This is a genomic window from Roseovarius sp. A46 (genome assembly GCF_004126395.1).
Taxonomy (GTDB): Bacteria; Pseudomonadota; Alphaproteobacteria; order Rhodobacterales; family Rhodobacteraceae; genus Roseovarius; species Roseovarius nitratireducens.
Map to the genome: position 1 here is coordinate 18,786 of NZ_PVWS01000006.1, position 23,768 is coordinate 42,553.

23 protein-coding genes and 1 riboswitch are annotated in these 23,768 nt (G+C 68.0%); of the genes, 7 read left to right on the top strand and 16 right to left on the bottom strand.

All coding sequences use genetic code 11. The annotated features are described in order from the left end of the window. Positions 1–39: 39 nt before the first annotated feature. Positions 40–1,305: a glutamate-5-semialdehyde dehydrogenase gene (locus C6W92_RS04835; RefSeq protein WP_129431910.1), complete on the top strand. Its 1,266-nt coding sequence runs from the start codon at positions 40–42 to the stop codon at positions 1,303–1,305. 61 nt (positions 1,306–1,366) lie between these two features. On the opposite strand, the gene C6W92_RS04840 is transcribed toward C6W92_RS04835, so the two are convergent. The 4 genes from C6W92_RS04840 to C6W92_RS04855 form a co-directional block, all read right to left on the bottom strand. Then, positions 1,367–1,972, bottom strand: a complete 606-nt coding sequence (locus tag C6W92_RS04840) for an inner membrane-spanning protein YciB (protein WP_129431911.1) — start codon at positions 1,970–1,972, stop codon at positions 1,367–1,369. 14 nt (positions 1,973–1,986) lie between these two features. Then, positions 1,987–2,889 carry an EamA family transporter gene (locus C6W92_RS04845; RefSeq protein WP_129431912.1) on the bottom strand — a complete coding sequence of 301 codons (903 nt, stop codon included), beginning with the start codon at positions 2,887–2,889 and terminating at the stop codon, positions 1,987–1,989. 112 nt (positions 2,890–3,001) lie between these two features. Then, entirely contained in the window at positions 3,002–4,189 is a 1,188-nt protein-coding gene (gene ftsY, locus C6W92_RS04850) for a signal recognition particle-docking protein FtsY (protein ID WP_129431913.1), read from the bottom strand. 69 nt (positions 4,190–4,258) lie between these two features. Beyond that, positions 4,259–5,944, bottom strand: coding sequence for an NAD(P)H-dependent oxidoreductase subunit E (locus tag C6W92_RS04855; protein WP_129431914.1), 1,686 nt, complete (start codon positions 5,942–5,944; stop codon positions 4,259–4,261). A 199-nt stretch (positions 5,945–6,143) separates the two neighbouring features. Here C6W92_RS04855 and C6W92_RS04860 point away from each other — a divergent pair, with 199 nt between their 5' ends. The 3 genes from C6W92_RS04860 (at position 6,144) to C6W92_RS04870 (ending at position 9,174) form a co-directional block, all read left to right on the top strand. Continuing rightward, positions 6,144–7,187 (top strand): alkane 1-monooxygenase, encoded by a 1,044-nt coding sequence (locus C6W92_RS04860; protein ID WP_129431915.1) that lies wholly within the window; start codon positions 6,144–6,146, stop codon positions 7,185–7,187. A gap of 61 nt (positions 7,188–7,248) precedes the next feature. Beyond that, complete coding sequence (locus tag C6W92_RS04865) at positions 7,249–7,584, top strand: hypothetical protein (RefSeq protein WP_347232785.1); 336 nt, start codon at positions 7,249–7,251, stop codon at positions 7,582–7,584. A 192-nt stretch (positions 7,585–7,776) separates the two neighbouring features. Continuing rightward, positions 7,777–9,174, top strand: a complete 1,398-nt coding sequence (locus tag C6W92_RS04870; protein WP_129431917.1) for a helix-turn-helix transcriptional regulator — start codon at positions 7,777–7,779, stop codon at positions 9,172–9,174. Positions 9,175–9,202: 28 nt separating this feature from the next. Here C6W92_RS04870 and C6W92_RS04875 read toward each other — a convergent pair whose 3' ends face one another. The 10 genes from C6W92_RS04875 to C6W92_RS04920 form a co-directional block, all read right to left on the bottom strand. Next, positions 9,203–10,246 carry a patatin-like phospholipase family protein gene (locus C6W92_RS04875; RefSeq protein ID WP_129431918.1) on the bottom strand — a complete coding sequence of 348 codons (1,044 nt, stop codon included), beginning with the start codon at positions 10,244–10,246 and terminating at the stop codon, positions 9,203–9,205. A gap of 99 nt (positions 10,247–10,345) precedes the next feature. After that, positions 10,346–11,305, bottom strand: coding sequence for a TonB family protein (locus C6W92_RS04880; RefSeq protein ID WP_129431919.1), 960 nt, complete (start codon positions 11,303–11,305; stop codon positions 10,346–10,348). Continuing rightward, positions 11,302–11,685 carry a biopolymer transporter ExbD gene (locus C6W92_RS04885; protein ID WP_129431920.1) on the bottom strand — a complete coding sequence of 128 codons (384 nt, stop codon included), beginning with the start codon at positions 11,683–11,685 and terminating at the stop codon, positions 11,302–11,304. The genes C6W92_RS04880 and C6W92_RS04885 overlap by 4 nt, the downstream gene beginning before the upstream one ends. Before the next feature lie 4 nt (positions 11,686–11,689). Then, positions 11,690–12,064, bottom strand: coding sequence for a biopolymer transporter ExbD (locus C6W92_RS04890; protein WP_129432001.1), 375 nt, complete (start codon positions 12,062–12,064; stop codon positions 11,690–11,692). Next, positions 12,064–12,696 carry a MotA/TolQ/ExbB proton channel family protein gene (locus C6W92_RS04895; protein WP_129431921.1) on the bottom strand — a complete coding sequence of 211 codons (633 nt, stop codon included), beginning with the start codon at positions 12,694–12,696 and terminating at the stop codon, positions 12,064–12,066. The genes C6W92_RS04890 and C6W92_RS04895 overlap by 1 nt, the downstream gene beginning before the upstream one ends. After that, complete coding sequence (locus C6W92_RS04900; RefSeq protein ID WP_129431922.1) at positions 12,689–13,351, bottom strand: adenosylcobinamide amidohydrolase; 663 nt, start codon at positions 13,349–13,351, stop codon at positions 12,689–12,691. The genes C6W92_RS04895 and C6W92_RS04900 overlap by 8 nt, the downstream gene beginning before the upstream one ends. Further along, positions 13,348–14,106 (bottom strand): ABC transporter ATP-binding protein, encoded by a 759-nt coding sequence (locus C6W92_RS04905; RefSeq protein ID WP_129431923.1) that lies wholly within the window; start codon positions 14,104–14,106, stop codon positions 13,348–13,350. Before C6W92_RS04905 ends, C6W92_RS04900 begins: the two co-directional genes overlap by 4 nt. Next, a complete protein-coding gene (locus C6W92_RS04910; RefSeq protein ID WP_129431924.1) occupies positions 14,103–15,086 on the bottom strand; it encodes an iron ABC transporter permease in 984 nt (327 codons plus the stop codon). The genes C6W92_RS04905 and C6W92_RS04910 overlap by 4 nt, the downstream gene beginning before the upstream one ends. Then, positions 15,083–15,910: an ABC transporter substrate-binding protein gene (locus C6W92_RS04915; protein ID WP_241691075.1), complete on the bottom strand. Its 828-nt coding sequence runs from the start codon at positions 15,908–15,910 to the stop codon at positions 15,083–15,085. The genes C6W92_RS04910 and C6W92_RS04915 overlap by 4 nt, the downstream gene beginning before the upstream one ends. Continuing rightward, positions 15,897–17,708 carry a TonB-dependent receptor gene (locus C6W92_RS04920; RefSeq protein WP_164989174.1) on the bottom strand — a complete coding sequence of 604 codons (1,812 nt, stop codon included), beginning with the start codon at positions 17,706–17,708 and terminating at the stop codon, positions 15,897–15,899. The genes C6W92_RS04915 and C6W92_RS04920 overlap by 14 nt, the downstream gene beginning before the upstream one ends. A gap of 137 nt (positions 17,709–17,845) precedes the next feature. Continuing rightward, positions 17,846–18,055, bottom strand: a riboswitch (cobalamin riboswitch). Between the two features lie 100 nt (positions 18,056–18,155). On the opposite strand from C6W92_RS04920, the gene C6W92_RS04925 reads away from it, so the two are divergent. The 3 genes from C6W92_RS04925 to C6W92_RS04935 all read left to right on the top strand — a co-directional run bounded on the left by C6W92_RS04925 (position 18,156) and on the right by C6W92_RS04935 (position 21,090). Next, positions 18,156–18,827, top strand: coding sequence for an NnrU family protein (locus tag C6W92_RS04925; RefSeq protein WP_129431927.1), 672 nt, complete (start codon positions 18,156–18,158; stop codon positions 18,825–18,827). An 81-nt stretch (positions 18,828–18,908) separates the two neighbouring features. After that, positions 18,909–20,705 carry an ABC transporter transmembrane domain-containing protein gene (locus tag C6W92_RS04930; protein ID WP_129431928.1) on the top strand — a complete coding sequence of 599 codons (1,797 nt, stop codon included), beginning with the start codon at positions 18,909–18,911 and terminating at the stop codon, positions 20,703–20,705. Positions 20,706–20,778: 73 nt separating this feature from the next. Next, the gene (locus tag C6W92_RS04935; protein WP_104019437.1) at positions 20,779–21,090 is read left to right on the top strand and encodes an ETC complex I subunit; all 312 of its coding nucleotides are present in this window, start codon (positions 20,779–20,781) and stop codon (positions 21,088–21,090) included. A 69-nt stretch (positions 21,091–21,159) separates the two neighbouring features. Here C6W92_RS04935 and recN read toward each other — a convergent pair whose 3' ends face one another. Both recN and C6W92_RS04945 read right to left on the bottom strand, forming a co-directional pair. Then, positions 21,160–22,809 carry a DNA repair protein RecN gene (recN, locus tag C6W92_RS04940; protein ID WP_129431929.1) on the bottom strand — a complete coding sequence of 550 codons (1,650 nt, stop codon included), beginning with the start codon at positions 22,807–22,809 and terminating at the stop codon, positions 21,160–21,162. 39 nt (positions 22,810–22,848) lie between these two features. Next, positions 22,849–23,697: an outer membrane protein assembly factor BamD gene (locus tag C6W92_RS04945; protein WP_129431930.1), complete on the bottom strand. Its 849-nt coding sequence runs from the start codon at positions 23,695–23,697 to the stop codon at positions 22,849–22,851. Positions 23,698–23,768 lie beyond the last annotated feature (71 nt).

Genomic DNA, 23,768 nt, shown 5'->3' on the forward strand with positions numbered 1-23,768 from the left:
GCCTATAGTCCGCGCGACACGCGACGGAAGGCTGCACCGATGAAGGACACCGACGACATTCCCGCCCTCATGGCCGAGATCGGCGCGCGCGCCCGCGCGGCGGCGGCAGAGCTTGCGACCGCCGACGCCGGGGCCAAACGCGCCGCGCTCGAGGCCGCGGCAGATGCCGTCTGGCAGCGCCGCGCCGAAATACTTGCCGCCAACGAGCGCGACCTCAAGGCGGCGCGCGACAAGGGTCTGACGCCCGCGATGATGGACCGGCTCGCGCTCGACGAGGGGCGGATCGAGGGCATCACCAAGGGACTGCGCGCGGTGGCCGCGCAGGACGATCCGGTCGGCACGGTCATCGCCGAATGGGACCGGCCCTCGGGCCTGCATATCAGCCGCGTGCGCACGCCGCTGGGCGTGATCGGCGTGATCTACGAGAGCCGCCCCAACGTCACCGCCGACGCAGGCGCGCTGTGCCTCAAATCGGGCAACGCGGTGATCCTGCGCGGCGGATCGGAGAGCTTTCATTCCTCCGGCGCGATCCATGCCTGCCTTGTCGACGGGCTGCGCGCTGCCGGCCTGCCCGAGGATGCCATTCAGCGCGTGCCCGTCACCGATCGCGCGGCGGTGCAGGCGATGCTCACCATGACCGACACGATCGACGTGATCGTGCCGCGTGGCGGCAAGAGCCTCGTGGGGCTGGTGCAGCGCGAGGCGCGGGTGCCGGTTTTTGCCCATCTCGAAGGCATCGTGCATATCTATCTCGACGCGGGCGCCGACCCCGCGAAGGCGCTGAAGGTGGTGCTCAACGCCAAGACCCGGCGCACGGGGATCTGCGGTGCCGCGGAATGCCTGCTCATCCACCGCGACTTGGCCGACACCATCGGGCAGGGCGTGATCCGCGCGCTCGTCGACGCGGGGGTGGAGGTTCGCGGCGACGCGGCCCTGCAATCCATCCCCGGCGTTGTGCCCGCAGGCGAGGAGGATTGGGGCCGCGAATACCTCGACAGCATCATCGCCGCGCGGGTGGTCGATGATATCGACGCCGCCATCTCCCATATCCGCCGCTACGGGTCGGGGCACACCGATTGCATCATCACCGAGGACGATGCCGCTGCCGACCGCTTCTTCGCCCGGCTCGACAGTGCGATCCTGATGCGCAACGCATCGACGCAATTCGCCGACGGGGGCGAGTTCGGGATGGGGGCCGAAATCGGCATCGCGACCGGCAAGATGCACGCGCGCGGACCGGTCGGGGCCGAGCAGCTTACCAGCTTCAAGTATCTCGTTGTGGGGGATGGGGCGGTCAGGGCGTGACCGCTTGGGCCAATGCGCGGAATAATGGCGCGGAACGCGCCGCCGCGCAGCGCCCGACCGCTCAGCCTTCGTCATCCTCTGGCAGGCCGTGGTCCTTGAACAGCCGCCCCTGCGTTATGAAGAAGACGAAGATCGCCGCCGTCAGGCCGAAGGTCTTGAAATAGACCCATATCTCCTCGGTCTGCGTCCGCCAGATCGCCTCGTTGAGTATGGCCAATCCGAAGAAGAACAGCATCAGCCGCCGCGTCAGGAGCATCCATCCCCGGTCGGTGAGCGGCATCATCCCGTCCATCACCACCTGCAACCACGACTGCCCGCGCATGAGGCCAACCCCAAGGACACCGCCGAAGAGCAGGTAGATCATCGTCGGCTTCATCTTGAAGAACCGCGGATCGTTGAACCACACCGACAGGCCGCCGAAAACCACGATCAGCACCGCCGTCACCACCTGCATCCGGCTCAGATGCCCGGTCAGCCGCCACAGTGCCGCCATCGAGATCAGGAACACCGGGATGAACCCGGCGGTGACCACGATGAAGCCCTCATACTCGGTGCCGCCGATCTCGAAGCTGCGATCCTTGAGCAAGAGATAGGCCACGAAAAACGCGAGGATCGGGCCGAATTCCAGCGCCGGTTTAGCCCATTTCGGATAGGTCTTGTCAGCCATGGACATCTCCTGTTTCAGCCGCCGAATTCAACTATGACCGCCCCAGCGGCGATCAACCCCATGAGCGCGATGCGCCGCGGCCCGACCGTCTCTCGCAGCACCAGCCAGCCGATCAGCGCGGCAAAGACCGTAGAGGTCTCGCGCAGAACCGCCGCCTCGCCCACCTTGTCGAGCCGGGTGGCCAGCATGATCGAGCCGAACGATAGGAACGCCACCAGCCCGCCCGTCACCCCCCGCACCGCCAGCGGCCCGGGCGCGGGCCGCACCGGCATCGCGCGCCATCGGCGCCACGCCAGCGGCAGTATCGACAACCCGTCAAACATGAAGAACCACGCGAGAAAGGTGAAGGGATCGGCGCTCGCGCGGATGCCGTAGGCGTCATAGGTGGTGTAGAGCGCCACGAACAGCCCCGTCGCCACCGCGAGGCCGAGCGCCATCCGCAGCGTGTCGCGCTGCAGCGGGTAGAAGCGCAGGTTGTAGATCGCGAGCCCGTAGATACCCGACAAAAGCACCGCAACGCCCAGCCATTGCGTGGGCGTGAACCGCTCGCCAAAGAGGAGCCACGCGCCGATAACGGCAAAGAGCGGCCCGGTGCCGCGAACCACCGGGTAGACCACCGTGTAGGCGCCGCGCGAATAGGCCATCGCCTGCAACACCTTGTAGCCGATATGGATGAGCACCGCGCCCGCGAAGATGGGCCACATATGCGGCTCTGGCCACGGCACCACAAAGAGCGCGAAGGGCGCGGCCATCAGCGAGTAAGAGGCGTCAATCGCGCCGCGGCTCAGCCACGGATCGTGCCGCCCCTTTTGCAGCGCGCCGAACACGGCGTGCAGAAAGGCCGCCATGACAGCGAGGGCGGTGGCCAGCAGGCTGCCGGCCTCGGTTCCCTCCAGAGAGATCAGCCAGGCGCTCATGCGGCGGGGGCCGTCACTTGCGGGGCCTGCCTCCCAAACCGCGTGTTTGCTTGGGGGACCAGCCCCCCAAACCCCCCGGAGTATTTCCGCCAAGAAGAAGCAGGGGTGCGGCTCATGCAGCGTCGAGGCCGGTGAGGGCGGCGGCAAATTCCTCCGGGTCGAAGGGTGCGAGGTCGTCGATCTGCTCGCCCACGCCGATGGCGTGGATGGGCAGGCCAAAGCGGTCGGCCAGCGCCACGAGAACGCCGCCGCGCGCGGTGCCGTCGAGCTTGGTCATCACCAGCCCCGAGACATCGGCGAGTTTGAGGAAAATCTCAACCTGGCTCAGGGCGTTCTGCCCCGTCGTGGCATCGAGCACCAGTAGCGTGTTGTGTGGTGCGTCCGGATCCTTCTTGCGGATCACGCGGACGATCTTGGCCAGCTCCTCCATCAGGTCGGCGCGGTTCTGCAAGCGCCCCGCCGTGTCGATCATCAACAGGTCCGCGCCATCGGCCTCGGCCTTTGTCATGGCATCGAACGCGAGGCTCGCCGGGTCGGAACCTTCGGGCGCGGTCATCACCGGCACGCCCGCCCGATCGCCCCAGACCTGCAATTGCTCGACGGCGGCGGCGCGAAACGTGTCACCCGCCGCGATCACCACGGATTTGCCCGCCGCCTTGAACTGGCTGGCGAGCTTGCCGATTGTGGTGGTCTTGCCCGAGCCATTGACGCCCACCACCAGCACCACCTGCGGGCGCTTTGAATAGAGCGGCATGGGGCGCGCCACCGGCTCCATGATGCGTGCGATCTCCCGCGCGAGGATCGACTTGATCTCGCGCGAGGAAAGCCGCTGGCCCATCCGCCCCTCGGCCATGTTGGCGGTGACGCGGGCGGCGGTATCGACGCCCATGTCGGCTGTGATCAGCAGGTCCTCGAGGCTTTCGAGCATGTCGTCGTCGAGCACCCGGCGCGGGGCGCCGCGGGCGTCACCGCGGCCAAGCAGCCGACCGAGAAACCCCGCGCGCGGGGCGTCCGAAGGGGTTGGGTCGGCCGGGATTTCCAGCGGAGCGGGCGCGGCCGTGGCCTCGGAGGGTGGTGGCGGCACCTCCTCGGGGCGCTCAATGGGGGCCTCCTGCGGCGCGGGCGGCGGGGTCTCGTCGGGCCGCGGCGGGATGGTGGGCGGTTCGGGGCGGGGCTCAGGCTCTGGCCGGGGCTCCGGCTCGGGCGGGTCGCCGCCCTCCTGCACGATCGCGTCGAGCCCCTCGTCGAGCTTCGACGAAGACTTGAACAACCGTTCCTTGAGCTTCGAGAAAAACGCCATGCGCCCTCCATGCCGCCGATCACCCGATCCCTACTTCGGATCGGCGGCATATGGAAGCCCGTGCGGCCCTCAGATTTCCTCGGGGAAATGCCGCATGGTCAGCCGGATCGGGTTAGGGGCTGCTTGGCCGAGCCCGCAGATCGAGGCGTCGGCCATCGCGCCGCACAGCTCCTCCAGCAAGGGCTGATCCCAGCGGTCGGCCTGCATGAGCTTCACCGCCTTCTCGCAGCCCACCCGGCAGGGCGTGCATTGCCCGCAGCTTTCATCCTCGAAGAAGCGCAGCATGTTGAGCGCGGCGTCGCGCGCACGGTCGTGATCCGAGAGCACCACCACCGCCGCCGACCCGATGAAGGTGTCATGCGGCTGCAACGTGTCGAAATCGAGCGGGATGTCGTTCATCGAGGCGGGCAGGAGCCCCGAGGAGGGGCCGCCCGGCTGGTAGGCCTTGAATTCATGGCCATCGAGCATCCCGCCCGCTGCCTCGATGATGTCGCTGATGGTCGAGCCCGCGGGCAGAAGGTGCACGCCGGGGGTCTTCACCCGCCCCGAGACCGAGTAGGAGCGCAAGCCCTTGCGCTCGTTCTTTTCGACGCCCGACAGGATCTCGCCGCCCTCGCGCAGGACGCGCGTGACCCAGTAGAGCGTTTCCACGTTGTTGACGAGCGTGGGGCGGTTGTAGACGCCCACCTGCGCGACGAAAGGCGGGCGATGCCGTGGCAACCCGCGCTTGCCCTCGATCGATTCGATCATCGCCGATTCCTCGCCGCAGATATAGGCGCCCGCACCGCGACGCAGCTCGACGTAGCCCGGTTCAATGAGAGCTTCGTCCTCCAACGCCCTGATTTCACGGCGCAAAATCTCCAGCACTGCGGGGTACTCGTCGCGCATGTAGATGAAGCAACGCTCGGCCTCGACCGCCCAGGCCGCGATCAGCATTCCTTCAAGGAAAACATGAGGTTCCCGCTCGAGGTAAAAGCGATCCTTGAACGTGCCGGGCTCGCCCTCGTCGCCGTTGACTGCCACGTAACGCGGCCCCGCCTCGGCGCGGACGAAGCCCCATTTCTTGCCCGAGGGGAAGCCCGCGCCGCCGAGGCCTCGGACGCCAGCATCAAGCAGCGTCTGCTGCACGGTTTCGAAATCACCACCCGCGCGCAGGGCACGCAACGTGGTGTATCCGTCGCTTGAGGTGTAGTCCGCAAATGTCTGATATTGCGGGATATGCGGATGAGTGTCTCCCGAGGAGACGGCGGCCTGTACCTTTTCCGGCGTGGCATTGTCGATATGGTTATGGCCCAGTTCCAGCACCGGCGCGGTATCGCAGCGGCCCATGCAGGGCGCGCGCAGAATGCGCACTTCCGCCGGATCGAACCCGTCCTCAAGCGCGGTCTTGAGCTGTTGCGCCCCTGCGAGTTCGCAGGATAGCGAATCGCACACCCGGATGGTGAGCGCAGGGGGCGGCGTCTCGCCTTCCTTCACCACGTCGAAATGCGCATAGAACGTCGCCACCTCGTAGACCTCGGCCTGTGCGATGCGCATTTCCTCGGCCAACGCGCGCAGATGCGCCGCTGACAGGTGGCCGTATTCATCCTGGATCAGGTGCAGGTACTCGATCAGCAGGTCGCGCCGCCGGGGGGCGTCGCCGAGAAGCGCGCGCACCTCCTCCCAGGCCTGATCCTCAAGCTGGCGGCCCTTGGGCGTGCGCCGGCCTTTGCCCTTGCCGGATTTCCAGACGCCTTTGCGTTCGTCGAGTGCCATTGCGCTGTCCTCCTGCGTCGCTGACGAAGCCATATCCCTCCGGTCGCGTCATGGCGGGACCAAAAGCGACATTTGCGGCGCCGGATGCGTTGCCTTGCCGAGTAATGCCGCAGGTTTTAACGGGTTGCGCCCTGTGCGTGCCATCGTTTGCAGGGTAATCTGCGCACGTCAAAGGCAAATCGCAAGCCGGGGCTGGCCCATGTTTCTCTTCGCGCTCGCCGCATCCTTGCCACTGGTTATGGTGGCGCTCGCCGCGCTTTGGGGCGGAGTGTGGGGCTGGCTGGCCGTTGGGTATGTGACGGTGTTCGTGTTCTGCCTCGATCAGCTCAAGGCACGCGGAATGGTCAACGCCGACCCGCAGGCCGAGTTTCCCGGCGGTGACAGGCTCTTGATCGCGCTGGGGGCGGGGCATTTCGTGGTGCTGGCGCTGGCCGTGCGTGGGGTGGCCGGGGCGGGCGGGCTCGACCCCGCCGGGCGGGTTCTGCTGGCCCTGGCGGCAGGGCTCGTAGCGGGGCAGATCGCACATCCGGTGGGGCATGAATTGATCCACCGCAGCACGCGGGCCAAGCGGCGGCTTGGGCGACTCATCTATACCTCGCTGTTATTCGGTCACCACGCGAGCGCGCATCTGTATGTTCATCACGTCCACGTCGCCACCGCCGACGACCCGAGCAGCGCGCGGCCCGGGGAGGGGTTTTACCGCTACGCCTTGCGGGCTTGGGGCGGTGCGCTCCGCGCTGGATTGGTCGCTGAGACGCGCCGCCACCACGGTGCGGTCTGGCGGCATCCCTATGCGCTTTACCTTGGCGGGGCGGCGGCGATGCTGGCGGGGGCAGCGGTGCTCTGGGGGTTGCAAGGCGTTGTTTCCCTGGGGATTATCGCGGGGTACGCGCAGCTTCAGATATTGCTCTCGGACTACGTGCAGCATTACGGGCTGCGTCGCATGCGGCGTAAGGACGGGCGGATGGAGCCCGTTGGCGCGGCGCATTCGTGGAACGCGCCGCACTGGTATTCCTCGGCGATGACGCTCAACGCGCCGCGCCATTCTGACCACCACATGACACCCTCGCGGCCCTTTCCGGCCTTGCAGCTTACGCCGGGCGCCATGCCGGTGCTGCCGCATTCTCTGCCGGTCTGCGCGGTGGTGGCGCTGGTGCCGCCGCTCTGGCGGCGGATGATGGACAGGCGGGCGGCGCGGTGGCGCGAAACCGGTGGCGTGTCGGCGGACGATCTGGCAAGCTGAGGCCATGCGCCTGATTTCCCTTGTCCTTGCCTCCGTGCTGGCTGGCCCTTCCCTGGCCGGAATGAGCGCAGAAGAATTCGATGCCTACACGCGCGGGCACACCTTCTATTACGGGACCGAGGGCGAGGAGCCCTATGGCGCCGAGGAGTACCTGCCGGGCCGCCGGGTGCGGTGGTCCTTTCTCGATGGCGAATGTCAGGAGGGGTACTGGTACGCGCGAGGTCCGCTCATCTGCTTCGTCTATGAGAACCGATCCGAGCCGCAATGCTGGAGCTTTGAGCGCCGAACCGGGAGGTTGGTGGCGCGGTTTGAGGGAGAGACGCCGATGACCGAGCTTTATGAGGTGCGCAAATCGCTGGAGCCGTTGGAGTGCCCGGGACCAAAGATCGGCGTGTGAGTTTCCGATTGCCAACCTCCGCGCGCGGTTCGTAAGAATTTTGCTGCGCCAGAATATCAAGAAACCAACATTTCGCTAGTTATCCATCACCGCGTCGTTGATGCACGCGCGCGTCAACCAAGGCGCTTGCCCTGACTGATTTGCAAATCTACTCTACGGGATAAGCAAATCTGCGAAGGAAGGGTCGGGACCATGGCGACGCGGAAACTCTATGCCGGGGTCAAGCTGCGCGAAACGCGTCAGAGGCTGGGGCTTACTCAAAAGGATTTTGCCGCGAAACTCGGGGTCTCGCTGCCATATCTCAACCAGATGGAGAACAACAACCGCCCGCTCTCGACGACCGTGGTCTTGGCGCTGGCGCAGGAATTCGGCTTTGACGTCACAGAGCTGAGCACCGGCGATGCCGAGCGGCTGGTCTCTGACATGCGCGAGGCGCTGGCCGACCCGGTTTTTGGTGCCGAGCCGCCGCCGCTGGCCGATCTGCGGCTGACCGCCTCTAATGCGCCGGCGCTGGCGCGGGCGTTCCTGGAGTTGCACCGCGCCTATCGACAGACCCACGAGCGGCTGGCGAGCCTCGACGAGGCGCTGGGGCGCGAGGATGCGCGCAGCCCGGCAAGCCCGTGGGACGAGGTGCGCGATTTCTTTCACTATTGCGACAATTACATCGATGCGGTGGACCACGCCGCCGAGCGGCTGGCCGAGGGCGGGGGGCCGGGCGGGATCGAGATGCTGGCGCGCGCGCGGCTGCGGGACATGGGGATCGGCGTGACCGAGGCGGATACCACCACGCTGCGTCACTTCGATCGCGAGTCCAGCACGCTGACGCTGTCGGCGCGCGCACCGGCGGAGACGCGGCGCTTTCAGCTCTTGCTGCAACTGGCGCTCCTCACGCAGGATAACCTGCTGGAGGCGACGCTGGATTTCGCGCGCTTCCAGTCCGAGGCCGCGCGCGCCATCGCCAAGATGGGGCTGGCCAATTATTTCGCCGGGGCCGCGCTCATGCCCTATGGCGCGTTCCTGAGCACGGCGCAGACCGTTCGCCACGATCTGGAGGTGCTGGCGCTGCGCTTCGGAGCCTCGATCGAGCAGGTCTGTCACCGGCTCTCGACCCTGCAACGCCCGGGCGCGAAGGGCATCCCGTTCTTCTTCGTGCGGGTCGATCAGGCGGGCACGATCACCAAACGCCATTCGGCCACGCGCCTGCAATTCGCCCGCTTCGGCGGCGCCTGTCCGTTGTGGAACGTGCATCGCGCCTTTGAGACGCCGGGCCGGTTCCTGCGGCAACTGGCCGAGACGCCAGACGGGGTACGCTATATCAGCCTTGCCTGCGATGTCAGCAAGCCCGGTGGCAGCTTTGGTGCGCCGGTGCGGCGATTTGCGATCGCGCTGGGCTGCGAGGTCAAGCACGCGGGCGATCTGGTCTATGCCGATGACCTGGACGTGACCAATGCCCGCGCTTTCGAGCCGATCGGGATTTCGTGCCGCATCTGCGATCGTACCGAGTGCCACCAGCGCTCGGTCCCGCCGTTGGAGCGGCGGTTGCAGGTCACGCCGGATGAGCGCGGGGTGTTGCCGTATCGGGTGGGGTGAGGCGGCGTGCGGCGGCAGACCCGCGCCTCTATCCTTGGTGCTCCGCGCCGATCCCCTGAAACATGGTGCGCAGGTCGACGGTGCTTTCCTCGCCGATCCGGTCGAAGCAGCTATCGAGCCACACGGCGGCCGTCTCGCGCCCGACATCGCGCAGGCGGGTGAGGAACGCCCATTCCACGTTCATCTTGGACGAGGCCCCCATCGGTTTCAGCGTGTCCTCGTTCTCGACCAGGTGGACCTTGACCGGGCGGTAATGATCGACTGTGAGTTTGCCCTGCCGGATCAGCCGATCGACGAAGTCGATGGCGCGTAACTCCTTTAGCAGGCTCGCGTTGAAGCTGATCTCGTTCATCCGGTTCTGGATCTCCTGGGCGGTGCGCGGGGTGCCCTTGCGCTCGACCGGGTTGATCTGGATGACCACGATATCGTCGGTGCCGGTCTTGCCGTAGAGCGGGAACAGTGCCGGGTTTCCCATGTAGCCGCCGTCCCAATAGGGTACGCCGTCGATCTCGACCGCCTGATAGATATGCGGCAGGCAGGCCGAAGCCATCACCATGTCCACGGTCAGGTGCTCGCGCGGGAAGACCTTGACCCGGCCCGTCTCGACATTGGTGGCGGAGATGTAGAGCTCGAATGCCGTGCACTGGCGCACCATGTCGAAGTCCACGCTCTCCTCGACCAGGTCGCGCAGCGGATTGATGTTGAGAGGGTTGAGCTGATAGGGCGAGGCGACGCCGGTAAGCGCGTTCATGAAATGATAGAACGGGTTGTTTTCCAGCCCCCAATTGCCGGTCACATGATCCATCGGCGTGCGTTGAAGCGGCGTGTGGCTGGCGCTCGCGCTCATCGAGCGCCAGAATTCGTCGAGCGCGGCGCGCGCGCCTTCGGGGCCTGCACGGGTATAGCCGTCGGCCAGCGCCACCGCGTTCATCGCGCCCGCCGAGGTGCCCGAGACCCCCGCGATGCGCAAGCGGCCATCCTCGAGCAGGTAGTCGAGCACACCCCAAGTGAAGGCCCCATGCGCCCCACCCCCCTGGAGGGCGAGGTTGACGGGTTTCTGCCGTTTGGCCATCGCGGGTCTCCTTGCTGCGTCGCGGCGCGCCCTGTCTTAGCGCAGATTGCCCACGGGATGTAGGGGAAATGCGGCGCGGCGGGTCACGGTCGCGTGGGATCAGCGGGTGAACGCCACCGGCAGGTTGAAGCGGTGGCGTGCCCCCGGCAGGCGGTCGGGCGCGGCGGGCAGGCGGGCGCGGCGGACCGCCCTGACCGCCGCCGCGTCGAGCCGCGCGTCGCCAGAGGAGCGCCGCAGCCCCACGCCGAGGAGCTGCCCGTCGGCGGCAACGTCGAGCACGAGATGCGTGGTGCCGGAAGCGCGCGTGCCGGATGGGTAGCGTTTGTGCCGCTCGATCCGCGAGCGGATCGCCCCACCCCACTGACCCATCAGGCTGGCGCGGGTTGCGTCGTCGATCCGGGCGGGGGCGGCGGTTTGCGCCTGGCCGCCCGCCTGCGCGCCGCCGGAGCCGCGGGCGACTTCCTTGCGTCTTGCAGGGGCGGGCGTGGCGGGGCGCGCCCGGGGTCGCGTGTCCGGCGGCGGCGGGGCATGCACGGCAGGCGGGCTGCGGTCCACCTGTGGCAGGGCTGCCATTGCCGGGGCGCGGGGTGCGTCGGGCGTGGCGGGACGTGGAGTTGGGACCGGGCGGTTCGCTGGCGTGAGGGCTGCCTCTTGCGGTGCCTCGTGTGGCTGCGACGCGGAGGGGGCGCGGGTCTCTACGCGTGGTACGGGCAGGGGGAGTGGTGTGCTCTCCACCTGAGGACGGTGGGGGGTGCGGATGGTGTCGGGCAGGGCGTCCGGCGTGGGCGGGGCTGCGTGCCCCGCCTCGGGACGCAGCGCCACGGGTTGGGTATCCGGTGCGGGTGCAGGACGCGCCGCGGGGGCCGCGTCCTGCACCGCGACCGGGCGTTGCCAGGTCTCGACCAGCGCGGCCATCTGCGGGGTGGAGGCGGCGAGCGTGGCGGTATCGGTCCCGGTCTCGCCGCCCGCGCCGCCGCCCTCGGGCGCGGCGGTCCAGAGCCCGGCATGGACAGCGGCGGCGAGGGCTACGAAGCCCGCGAATTCCAGCCCCCGGATCATTTCGCCCCCGTCACGATCTCGACCTGCGCGATCCCGCGCGCCGCCAGCTGCGGCAGGAGCCGGGCCAGCGCGCGCGCCTCCATCCGCGCCTCGGCACGGATTTGCAGGGCCTCGTCGGGCGTGGCGCGGGCGGCGAGGGCGTCGAGCACCGCGTCGCCGCGCGCCTCGTTGAAGGCGAGACGCCCCTTGGCATCCATGTAAAGCGTGTCGGTGGATGCGGCGTGGTCTCCGTCTGCGCTTTTCGGAAGGGTCACGTCGAAGGGGGCGGGGGGCGCGATCTGCGCGCTCATCAGGAAGAAGATCAGCAGCAGGAATACCACGTTGATCATGGGCACGATGGGCTCTGGTGCACGGCGGCGGCGGGGGGTGGTAAACTGCATGGGCCTACTCCACCACCACGACCCTGGAAAGACCGGCGGCGCGCAGGCCGTCGCTCACCGCGATGAGCCGTTGCAGGGGCACGCCCTCGGCGGGGCGCAGCACGACGATGTCGGAGGGTGCGGACATCAGCGGGTCGAGCGCCGCGGGCAGGGCCTCGGGGGCAATGGCCTGCCCGTTGAGGGTGAGGCTGTCGTGGCCGATGACCACCAGGCGAGGCGGGCCGTCATAGACCGTCGCGCCGCCGCCTGTGGCTATGGGCAGGCTCAGGTCATGGCCGAAGCGCGCCGTCAGCATGAAGAAAACCAGCAGCAGGAACACGACGTCGATCATTGGCGTGAGGCTTGGGCGGCGGGCGTGGCGGGGCGTGCCGAACTGCATCATGGCCGCGCCTCCGGCGTGGTGAAGATGCGGGTGGCGGCGTCCTCCATGTCGGCCTGCACATGGTCGGCCACGCTCTCGAACCAGGTCAGAGCCATCGAGGCGGGGATCGCCACGGCCATGCCCGCCGCCGTCGTCAGCAGCGCCTCCCAGATGCCGCCGGCGAGTACGGACGGGTCGGCGCTGCTGCCGCTCGTCTGAAGCGCCTGGAAGGCGGCGATCATGCCCAGCACCGTGCCCAGCAGCCCCACGAGGGGCGCGATGGTGGCTATGAGTTCCAGCACGCGCAGGCCGGTGCGAGCCTCGTTCAGCAGGGTCTTGGCAACGCGGGTGGTTTCCTCGCGTGCCTGCGCCTCGGTCCACCGGGAGGCCTGTGCTGCCTCCATCGCGGCAAGGGCGAGCCGTGCGCGCAGGCTGCGGCGTGGGCGCAGGAGGGCCGTGGCCTCGGTAGCCTGCCCGTGCTGCCAGAGCGCCACCGCGCGTTCGGTCATCGCGCCCGACCACGCTCCGGTGAGCATCAGGCGCCAGATTTTCCACAAGATGAGCGCCAGCGTAAGCACGGAAAGCGCGGCGATCACCCAGAGCGCCGGGCCACCGCGGTCGAGAAAGCCGGTGAGAGTAGTCTCATCCATGACGGGCCTCCTTTGCGGTGTCGGTGGATTGCCAGAGCGCCACGCCGCGCGCAACCGCGTCATGCACGGCACGGCCCACGGCCTCGCCCACGCCTGTGTGGAGCCCGGCATAGCGCGTGGTCCCGTCGGGCGCGGCGATGGCGATGCAATCCGTGCCGGTGCCGGTGGCGGGTCCGGTGGGCAGGGGTATTTTCGCGGCCATGATTGCAGCGGTTCGGGCCTGGGTCGCAATGCTGAGCGCCTCGAGGCGGGCGGCCTCGGTCAGCCCGGCGTCGATCTCCACCGCGACGTTGATGGTGCCCCAGGCGTGGGTGGCGAGGGGTCGGCGGGTGCCCACCGACTCGGCGTTGGAGAGGCCCACTGTGGCCACGGCGTGGGCGCGGATGCCGTCGGCATCGGCCTCGGCGGTGGTGAAGCGGGCGATGTCGCAGGACGTTAGAAAACAGACCGCGTCACGCGCGTCGCGCGCGGCCAGTTGCGCGTCGAGCCACTGGATCACGTCGAGATGCTCGGGAAGGTCGGCATTGCGCACCTCGCGCCACAGGATGCGCCGGGCACGCACGAGGCCGGGGCGGTTCACGGCCCAGCTAAGCACCGGCATCTCGTGCGGCAGGTCGAGGCAAAGCCAGGGGGGATCGAGGCGGGGCGTGGTCATCGGATCACCTCGAGTGGCTGGAAGACAGGACCCCGGGGCGTGGTCGCGTAATGGGCGCTGACATGGAAGATACGGGCGAGGTTTTCGGGTGTGAGCACCTCGGCGGGCGGGCCGTCGGCGGCGACGCTCCCCTCGCCGAGAAGAATGAGCCGCGTGCAATGTCGCGCGGCGAGGCCGAGGTCGTGCAGGGAGGCGATGACCGCGCGGCCATCACCCGCCAGCCGGGCAAAGACCTGCATGGTGGCGATCTGGTTGGCCGGGTCGAGCCCGGCGATCGGCTCGTCGGCCATCAGGAGCGGGGTCTGTTGTGCGAGCGCCCGGGCGATGAGGGCCATCGCCTGCTCGCCTCCCGAGAGCCGCGTCGCGGTGCGGTGGCGGAGGTGCTCAAGCCCCATCGTTTCGAGCGCGGAGTCCACGTGGGCGCGATCCTGCGGCCCCATCCCCTGCCAGCCGCTGACATGCGGCGTCCGCCCCAGCGCGACCAGTGTCTCCACCGTGACCGGCCAGGCAATGTCGCGCGCCTGCGGCATCCACGCCGCAGCCCGCCCGCGTGCCGCCGGCGGCAGGGCCGCGAGGCTGCTTGTGCCCTCGTGCGGCAGCAGGCCGAGGGCCGCGCGCATGAGCGTGGTCTTGCCCGCGCCGTTGGGGCCGATGAGGCCGATGAACTCGCCAGCCTCCACGTCGAGGGTGACGTCCGTGAGTATCGACCGCCCGCGCAGGCGCACCGAGAGATCACGCAGGGAAAGCAGGGTCATGCCTGTCCTCCCCGCGTTTTGTAGATGAGGTGGAGGAAGAGCGGCGCACCGACGATGGCGGTGAGCACACCGAGTTTCAGGTCGCGCTCGGGCAGGACTAGGCGCACGGCGATATCGGCGGCGAGTACCATCGCTGCGCCGCCCAGGCCCGAGGCCCAGAGGAGCCGCGATGGCCGCGCGCCGACGAGGGGGCGCAGGAGGTGCGGCACCACGAGGCCGACGAAGCCGATGGCGCCGGCCACCGCCACCGCCGCACCGACCATCGCCGCGGTGCCCAGCACCAGCGTGAGCCGCAGGCGCGCGAGACGCAGCCCCATTGCCTCGGCCGCGTCCTCGCCCAGCGTGAGCGCGTCGAGCCCGCGCCCCAGCGTCAGGAGCGCCACCCCGCCCGCCAGCATCAGCGGAGCCGCGAGCCAGACATGGGTCATTGAGCGGTCAGCGAGCGAGCCCATCATCCAGAACACGATTTCCGAGGCGGCATAGGGGTTGGGCGAGAGGTTGAGCACCAGCGAGGTGAGCGCCGCGGCGAGTGCCGAGATGGCGATCCCCGCGAGGATCAGCGTGATCGACCCGCCGCGCGGCCCCGCCAGCAGCAGGATCAGCAGCACGCCGGTGCCCGCGCCCACCAACGCCGCCACCGGCAGGGCGAGCGTGGTGACGGCGGCGAGGCCGGTATGGATGGCCAGCACCGCGCCCAGCGCGGCGCTGCCCGACACGCCGATCAGTCCCGGCTCGGCCAGCGGGTTGCGCAGGTAGCCCTGAAGCGCGGCACCCGAGAGCCCGAGGCTCGCCCCGATCATCACGCCGAGAAGCGCGCGGGGCAGGCGTATTTCGCGCATCACCAGCGGTTCGGGACCGTCGCCGCCAAGGATCAGCGCCGACAGACCATCAAGCGCGCCGATGTGCGCGGGCCCCACGCTGAGCGAGGCGAGGAACAGGGCGGTCGCGAGCGCCGAGAGGCCGAGCGCGAGAGGTTTCATTGCAGCCCCTCCCGCGCGGTGACGAGCGTTTCCACCGCGTCCAGCACGTGTGGCGTGCCGCAGATCCAGTCAGGCGAAGTGATGCGCAAGCCAGCGGTGTCGGCGGTGAGGGCGGCGAGGGCCGGGTGGGTCATCACCGCCTCGGATCGCGAGGCGCCGGGCAAGGGCGTGCCGCGGATGAGCAGGTCGGGCGCGGCCATGACCAGCCGCTCCAGCGGCACCGTGCCGCCGCCCCGCAAGCCCAGTTCGCGCGCGACATTGCTGAATCCGGCAGCGCGCAGGATGTCGTCCGCAAGCGTGCCGTTGCCCAGGCTGTAGCCGTTGGGGTGGTAGAGCGCGGCGCTGTGGGTCGTCTCTCCTGCGCGCAGCGTCTTTAGCCGCGCGTCAAATTCGGCAATGAGCGCCGCGCCGGCCTCTTCGTGGCCCAGCACGCGCGCCATTTTTGCGATCAGTGCGCGGGTGTCGTCGAGAGATTTCACGGTGTCGAACTGCACCACGCGCAACCCCACCCGACGCAGCATTCCCACCGTGGCGGGATCGGTATAGGCCCCGGCCAGCACGAGGTCGGGATCGAGCAGGTAGACCTCCTCGGCGCGACCGTGGTTGGCCTTGTAGGCGCGGGCCTCGCGGGCCATCGCTGAGCTGTGCGGATCGGCGGCCAGCTCGGAGACCGAGACGAGCTGTCCGGGGGCGGCCAGCATCATCGCCAACTGATCGGTGCACAGGTTGATCGACACGACACGGGCAGGAGCCGGGCCAGCGCTGACCGAGGCCCCCGCGAGCGCGAGGGCCAGGCCAAGGGCTATGAGCCTAGAAAGACGCACGCAGCCCCGCATAGGCCGCGCGGCCAGGCGTATTGAACCCGCCAGCCGTCTCGTAATCCTCGTCGAAGAGGTTTTCCACGCGGAGCAGGGCATCGACGCTGTCGGTGACCCGGTATGTGGCGTTGACGTGGAAGAGCGTGTAGTCGCCCACCTTGTTCGCCGCCGGGGCAAAGGGCGACGGCGTCACGCCGCCAATATGCTGAACCGTGAACTGCGCGTCGAGCCGGGGCGAGATCGCGGCGCCGAGGCCGATGGCCACGTCGTGTTCGGGCACGCGCGCCGCGGCGGCACCGTTCTGCTCGGCATCGGTATAGGTGTAGGCACCGGTTAGGGTCAGGAAGGCGTTGATCGCCACCTGTCCCGAAAGCTCGATCCCCTTGCCCTTGAAATCGCCGGTCTCGAAACAGCCGAATCCGCTGGGACAGCGGGTCGAGGTGCCATCGAAGAATATCTGGTTGTCGATATCCGTGCGAAACAGCGTGGCGCGGACGAAATCGTCGCCCTCGAACCGCTTCTCGATCCCGAGGTCGTAGCTTTCGCTGGTCTCGGGCTGGAAATTCGGGTTGCCGAAGAACGGGTCGAGCTGCACCAGAGTGGGCGCGCGGAACCCGTCTGAGGCCGAAGCGCGCAGGATCAAATCCTCTTGGATCCGCCACGCGAGCGCGGCGCGCGAGGACCATTCGCCGGAAAACTCCGAATGGTCGTCGTGGCGCACGGAGAGGGCGATATCCACCGCGTCGGTGGGGGCGAGCAGCACCTCGCCCTGCACGCCGGTGATGTCGATGGCGAGGTTGAGATCTTCTTCCTCGGTGTAGTCCGCCCCGAAGTTGACCGACCAGATGCCGCCAGAATCATAGCTGCCGCGGTAGTCGATGCGCTGGCGCTCGCCTTCGAATGGCGTGGCGAAACCGTTGGAGAAGGAGGTGCGGTCGCTCTCGAAATAGCTCAGTGCCAATTCGTGCTCGAAGGCCCCGGTGGCGAGCTCGGCAAAGGCACGCGCGCCGTGAGCCTCGCTGGTGTTGAACTCGTCAAAGGGTGCTGTCCCGTCGCCGCCGAACTCGTCGAACTCGGCGTCGCTGTCGATGTGGAGCGCGCTCAGCCCGGCGGCGAACGTGTCCGTGAACTGGTGGCGCAGGTAAAGATTGGCCCGGCGCGCTTCGGAGCCGTCCGGCTCGGAGCCCGCAGCGGAGGCGGAAAAGCCGTCGGTCTCTGTTCGGCTGAAGCTGAAGGCAAGATCGGTGCGGTCGGTGCGCGCGGTGAGGCCGAATACGCCGCGGCGGAAATCGTAGCTTCCGGCCTCGACTTCGGCAAAGCCGTGGACGCCGTCCTCGGTGGGGCGCAGGCTCTGGATATTGATGACGCCGCCCACGGCGTTGAGCCCGAAGCGCGCAGATTGCGAGCCCTTGAGCACCTCGATCCGGCCGAGCCCCGCATTGGTCAGCCCGCCGAAATCGAAGCCGCCGCCGCTCGAGGCGGGGTCGGTCACGTCGATACCGTCGATGAGCACCGGCACGTAGGCCCCGCCGAGGCCGCGAATGCGCACGGTCGAGGTGGTGCCGAGCGGGCCGTTGGCCGAGGCGGAGATGCCCGGCTGGAAGGTCAGGAAATCGCCCAATCGCGCGGTGGGTGCGTCACGCACCTCCTCGGCGGGCAACACCTCGACGGTGGAGCCGCTGCGCTCGAGCGCGGTCTGGGTCTGGTTGGCGATCACGGTGATCGTGTCGAGATCGAAGCCCTCCTGTGCGAGGGCCGGGGCTGTGGCGAGAGCGCAGAGCGCGCAGGTTACGAGATATCTCATGTCATGTCCCCCAATACCGGTTGTCGGCATCGTGTTGTCCATCGGGTCGGTCGTTGGAAAAGGACATGCCTCTCCGCAGACGGTGAAAGTGCCACCACTACGGAAAAGGTCCGTTATCCACGGCGCGCCCCGCGCCCGGATAGGGTGATCACTTCGGCAGGTCTCCTGACTTGCGGGTCATCGCTTGGCCGAACCTTCCCACACCCCGCTCGGGTGCAGTGGCATTTTTCCGGCCTCGCTCACCGCTTACAGTTGCGGGGGCAGTCACGGATTTGATCCGATGATCGGATCGCACCGTATTCCCTATTACCGGGGTATTTTCCCGGACCGAAGCAGCCCCGCGTTACGCCTGAAGTCAGATTCGCGCAAGTGTAAATCGCGCTTGCCGCGCGCCGCACGCGCGCGGTATCCCTGCGCCGCCAAGTGGATTTCGAAAGGGTGCGGGTCATGGGCTGGGCCGAGTATGTGGTGGCGCTGGCGGTGTTTTTCCTCAGCCATACGCTGCCGCTGCGGCCGCGCGTGAAATCGGCCCTGGTGGCGCGATTCGGTCAGCGGGGGTTTGCGTTGGGCTACTCGGCGCTGTCGCTGGGGGTGCTTTACTGGGTGTTGATGGCGGCGGGGCGCGCGCCCCATGTGCCGCTCTGGGGTTGGGCCGCGTGGCAGAAGCATGTGACGTTGCTCGCGATGCTCGCAGCCTGCGTGCTGGCGGCGCTGGCCATCCGGCGGCCCAACCCGTTTTCCTTTGGCGGTCGTGCGGGAGCCGGGTTCGATGCCGCGCGCCCCGGCATCCTGCGCTACACGCGCCATCCGCTGCTGGTGGCGCTGGCGCTGTGGGCGGGCGGGCATATGGTGCCCAATGGCGATCTGGCACATGTGGCGCTCTTCGGTCTTTTCGCGGGGTTCGCGATGCTGGGGCAGCGCATCGTGGACCGCCGCCGCAAGCAGGCACTCGGGCCCGAGTGGGAGCGGCTAGACGCGGCGCGGCGCGCCGTGCCGGCGTGGCCGCCGCGCCCGGCCTCGGTCCGTGGCGGTGTTGCCCGGCTGGGGCTGGGGCTTGCGGCGTTTGCCGGGCTGGTCGCGCTTCACCCGTTGGTCATCGGCGTTTCGCCCCTGCCGTGAGCCCCTGCGACCATTCGGGGCACTTGACCCCGCGCGCCGCACTCGCCAAGAACCGGTGCGAACGAGAGGGAGTAGTCGGGAATGGTGCGCAAGGCCGAGAACGGCGCCGATCTGCTGGATCGCGAGAAATCAAAGCGCGTACGCGCGCTGGCCGAGCTGTGGCCGTTCCTGCGTCCCTACCGCAAGCTGCTGGCCGCTGCCGTCTCGGCGTTGGTGCTAACCGCCGCAGTGGCGCTGATGCTGCCGATGGCGGTGCGCCGGGTGGTGGACAATTTCGGCGGCGAGGATGGCGCGCTGCTTGATCAATATTTCGGCGCGGCGCTCGTTATTGCGGCGTTGCTGGCGCTGGGCACCGGGCTGCGCTACCTGCTGGTGTCGCGGCTGGGCGAGCGGGTGGTGGCCGATATCCGCAAGGCGGTGTTCAACCGGGTGATCGGAATGAGCCCGGCCTTTTACGAGCGGGTGATGACCGGCGAGGTTCTGAGCCGGATCACCACCGACACCACACTCATCCTGTCTGTCATCGGCTCGTCCGTGTCCATCGCGTTACGCAATCTGCTGCTGTTCTCGGGCGGCATGGTACTGATGCTGCTGACCTCGGCCAAGCTGACGGGTCTCGTGCTGTTGATCGTGCCGCTGGTGGTCGTGCCGATCCTGTTTCTGGGTCGGAAGATGCGCGTACTCAGCCGCGAGAACCAGGACTGGATCGCCAACAGTTCCGGCAACGCCTCCGAGGCTCTTTTGTCGGTGCAGACGGTGCAGGCATTCACCCATGAGCGCGAGAGCCGGGCGCGGTTCGGCGATGTGACCGAACGTAGTTTCGAGGTCGCGCGCCGCCGCGTGAATACCCGCGCGCTGATGACCGTGATCGTGATCTTCCTCGTCTTCACCGGGATCGTCGGCGTGTTGTGGATCGGCGCACGGGACGTGCGGGCAGGTGAGATGAGCGCCGGCAGCCTCGTGCAGTTCGTGATCTACGCGGTGATGGTGGCGGGCGCGGTGGCGGCGCTGTCGGAAATCTGGGGCGAGTTGCAGCGCGCGGCGGGCGCGACCGAGCGGCTGGTCGATCTGCTGCATGCAGACGACCCGGTCCGGGACCCTGCGGCACCGGTGCCCGTGCCGCAGCCGGTGCGCGGCGCGATCGCGTTCGAGGGCGTGCGCTTTGCCTATCCGGCGCGGCCCGAGACCCCGGCGCTCGACGATTTCAGCCTGTCGATCAAGCCCGGCGAGACGGTGGCGCTGGTCGGCCCGTCGGGAGCGGGCAAAACCAGCGTGATCCAGTTGATCCTGCGGTTCTACGACCCGGAGGAGGGGCGCATCACGCTCGATGGCGTGGCGCTCGCAGAGATGGCGCGGCACGAGTACCGCCAGGCGTTGGCGCTGGTGCCGCAGGAGCCAGCGATCTTTGCCGCCTCGGCGCGCGAGAACATCCGTTTCGGCCGGCCTGAGGCCAGCGATGCCGAGATCGAGGCGGCCGCCCGCGCCGCCCACGCAGATGATTTCATCGCGCGTCTGCCGCAGGGCTACGACACCTATCTGGGCGAGCGTGGCGTGATGCTGTCGGGTGGGCAGAAACAGCGCATCGCCATCGCCCGCGCGATCCTGCGCGACGCGCCCGTTCTGTTGCTGGATGAGGCTACGAGCGCGCTCGACGCCGAGAGCGAGCGCGCGGTGCAGACCGCCGTCGAGGCGATGGCGCAGACGCGCACCACGATCATCGTGGCGCACCGCCTTGCGACGGTGAAGAAGGCCGACCGCATCGTGGTGATGGATCAGGGCCGGATCGTGGCGCAGGGAACGCATGACAGTCTCGTCGCGGAAAACGGGCTTTACGCACGGCTGGCGCGGCTGCAATTCACCGATGGCGCCGCGGCCTAAGCGCGGCGAACGGTCCCTTGCCCAAGGCCCCGCAATCTGGGATAACATCTAGGACATCAGATCGGAGACGCCCATGCGCGCACGCATCTACAAACCCGCCCGGACCGCCACGCAATCGGGCGTGGCCAACACGCAGAAATGGGTGCTGGAATTCGTGTCCGAGTCTGCGCGGGAGATTGACCCGCTGATGGGGTGGACCTCGAATGCCGACACGCAGGCGCAGGTGCGGCTGCGTTTTGACACGAAAGAGGCGGCGCTTCAGTACGCCCGGGAACACGGCATCGACGCGGTGGTGCAGGATCCGCACAAGCGCAAGCCCAACATCCGCCCCGGCGGCTATGCAGAGAACTTCTCGACCAAGCGGCGGCAGGTCTGGACGCACTAAGCGTCATCCGCCAATTCCGGGCGCCTTCCGGATTACGCGGAAAGTACCGTTACTTCACGACCTGGTCACTTAACCCGCCATCAGCGCCTCGGCGGCGGCGCGGGCCTCTTGGGTGACATGCTCGCCCGAGAGCATACGAGCGATTTCGTCCACGCGGTTGGCCCCGTCGAGGGTGCGCACGGTCGAGAGTGTCATCTCGTCCTCCACCCGTTTCTCTACCCGCCAGTGATGCGCCCCGCGTGCCGCAACCTGCGGCGAATGGGTGACAACCAGTACCTGCCCGTCTGTCGCCAACCGTTCCAGACGCCGCCCGACCGCGTCCGCCGTGGCGCCGCCCACGCCGCGGTCGATTTCGTCGAAGATCATGGTCAGCCCCGCATCAGGGGCGGACAGGCAAAGCTTGAGCGCAAGCAGAAAACGGCTCAACTCGCCCCCCGAGGCGATCCGGCTTAGTGGTCCGGAAGGCGCGCCGGGATTGGTCGCCACGGTAAAGCTCACGGCGTCGTGACCCGAGGGACCGGGATCGGCAGGGGCGATTTCGGTCGTGAAAATGGCACGTTCCATCCTGAGCGGTGCAAGCTCGGCCATCACGGCGGCGTCAAGTCGAGCGGCGGCCTCGCGGCGGGCGTGGCTCAGTGCCGTTGCCTCGTGGTCATAGCGCTGCGCGGCGGCGTCCCGGTCTGCGCGGCGGGCCGCCAGATCGCTGTCGCCCGCGTCGAGCGCAGCCAGTTGCGTGCGCAGGGTGTCGGCGAAAGCAGCGAGGTCATCGGGCAGAACGTCGTGCTTGCGCGCCAGCCCGCGAATGGCAAAGAGGCGTTCTTCGCTGCGTTCGAGGTCGAGCGGGTCGAAGTCGAGTGCCTCGAGCGCCGCCTGTGTCTCGCGCCCGGCCTCGTCGAGTTCGACCAATGCGCGCGAGAGCGCGGCGAGTGCACCATCGAGCCGCCCCTCGGCCTTGTCGGAGACGCCTTCGAGCCAGCGCAGCGCATCGCCCGCTGCCCCCTCGGCCCCATCGGGACCAAGCACCTGCGCGGCGCGGGCGATATCCTCGCGGATGCGCTCGGCCCCTTGCATCAGGCGGCGTCGTGTATCGAGCGTCGCCTCTTCGCCGGGTTGCGGGTCGAGCGTATCAAGTTCGGCCACAGAATGGCGCAGGAAATCCTCTTCGGCGCGCATGGAGGCGAGAGCCGCCTCGGCCTCGTCAAGCGCCTTTTGCGCAGTGGCGCGGTTGCGCCACGCCGCCCTGACGGAGTTGCGCTGCGCGTCCAGCCCACCGAAGGCGTCGAGCATGTCGCGATGGCCGCGCGGGTCAAGCAGGCCGCGATCATCGTGCTGGCCATGCAGTTCCACGAGCGTCGCCGAGAGCCGCCGCAGCACCTCGCCCGAGACGCGGCGATCGTTGACCCAGGCGGTCTTGCGCCCGTCCTGTGCGTTGACGCGGCGCAGGATAAGGTCGTCCTCTTCGGGCAGCCCGGCCTCGGCCAAAACAACGCGGGCCGGGTGATCGGCGCCGAGCTCGAACACCGCCACGACCTCGCCGCGTTCGGCCCCTCTCCGCACCAGATCGGCGCGCCCGCGCCAGCCCAGCACGAATCCGAGGCAGTCGAGCAGGATGGACTTACCGGCCCCGGTCTCGCCGGTGAGCACGTTCAGCCCCGGCCGGAACCCGAGCTCCAGCCGGTCGATGATGAGCATGTCGCGGATTTCGAGCGTCGCCAGCATCCGGTCATTCCATGGGGCAGGGGCGCACCCCGCCGCCCCCTAGAGCCACCGACCGAGCACGGTCTGGCGGTAGATTTCCTGCAACCAGCCGTCACCTGCGGCCTCGAGTGTGTGACCCTGACCGGTCAGGAGCGCGTAACTCTGCTCGTACCACTCGGTACCGCGGAAATTGTGGCCAAGGATCGCGCCGGCGGTGCGCGCCTCGTCCACGAGCCCGAGCGAGAGGTAGGCCTCGACCAGGCGGTGCAGTGCCTCGGCGGTGTGGGTCGTGGTCTGGAAATCCTCGACCACCACGCGAAAGCGGTTGGCCGCGGCGGCGAAGTTGTCGCGCTTGAGATAGTAGCGCCCGACTTCCATTTCCTTGGAGGCGAGATGATCGTAGGCGAGATCGAACTTGAGCCGCGCAGACGTAGCATACTCGCTTTCGGGGTAGCGCTCGATCACCTCGCGCAATGCCTGAAGGGCCTCGAAGGTGAGCTGCTGGTCGCGGCCAACCTCGTCGATCTGATCATAATAGCTCAGCGCCAGCAGATACTGGGCATAGGCGGCGTCCTCGTCGGCGGGATAGAAATCGAGATAACGCTGCGCGGCCGCGCGGCTTTCCTCGTAATTGCGGTCGCGGTGATGGGAAAAGGCCTGCATGATGACCGCGCGCTTGGCGAACCCGGAATAGGGATAGAGCCGCTCGACCTCGGCGAAGCTCTGGGCGGCGAGCTTGGGCTTGTTTCGTGAAAGATCGTACTCGCCGCGTTCGAATATCTGTTGCGCGGTGTAATTCTCGTAGTTGAGATTGCCGCGCTCCACGCTCTCACCGCCATCGCAGCCTGCGAGAAACAGAACCACGAGAGCCGCCCCCGCGATCTGCGCCGGACCCTTGCCGATTGTCATGCACATTCTTCCCGTCGTGTTTCGCAAAGGCGTTCCCACCGCCACGGTCTCGCTCTAGCACATAAATCTGC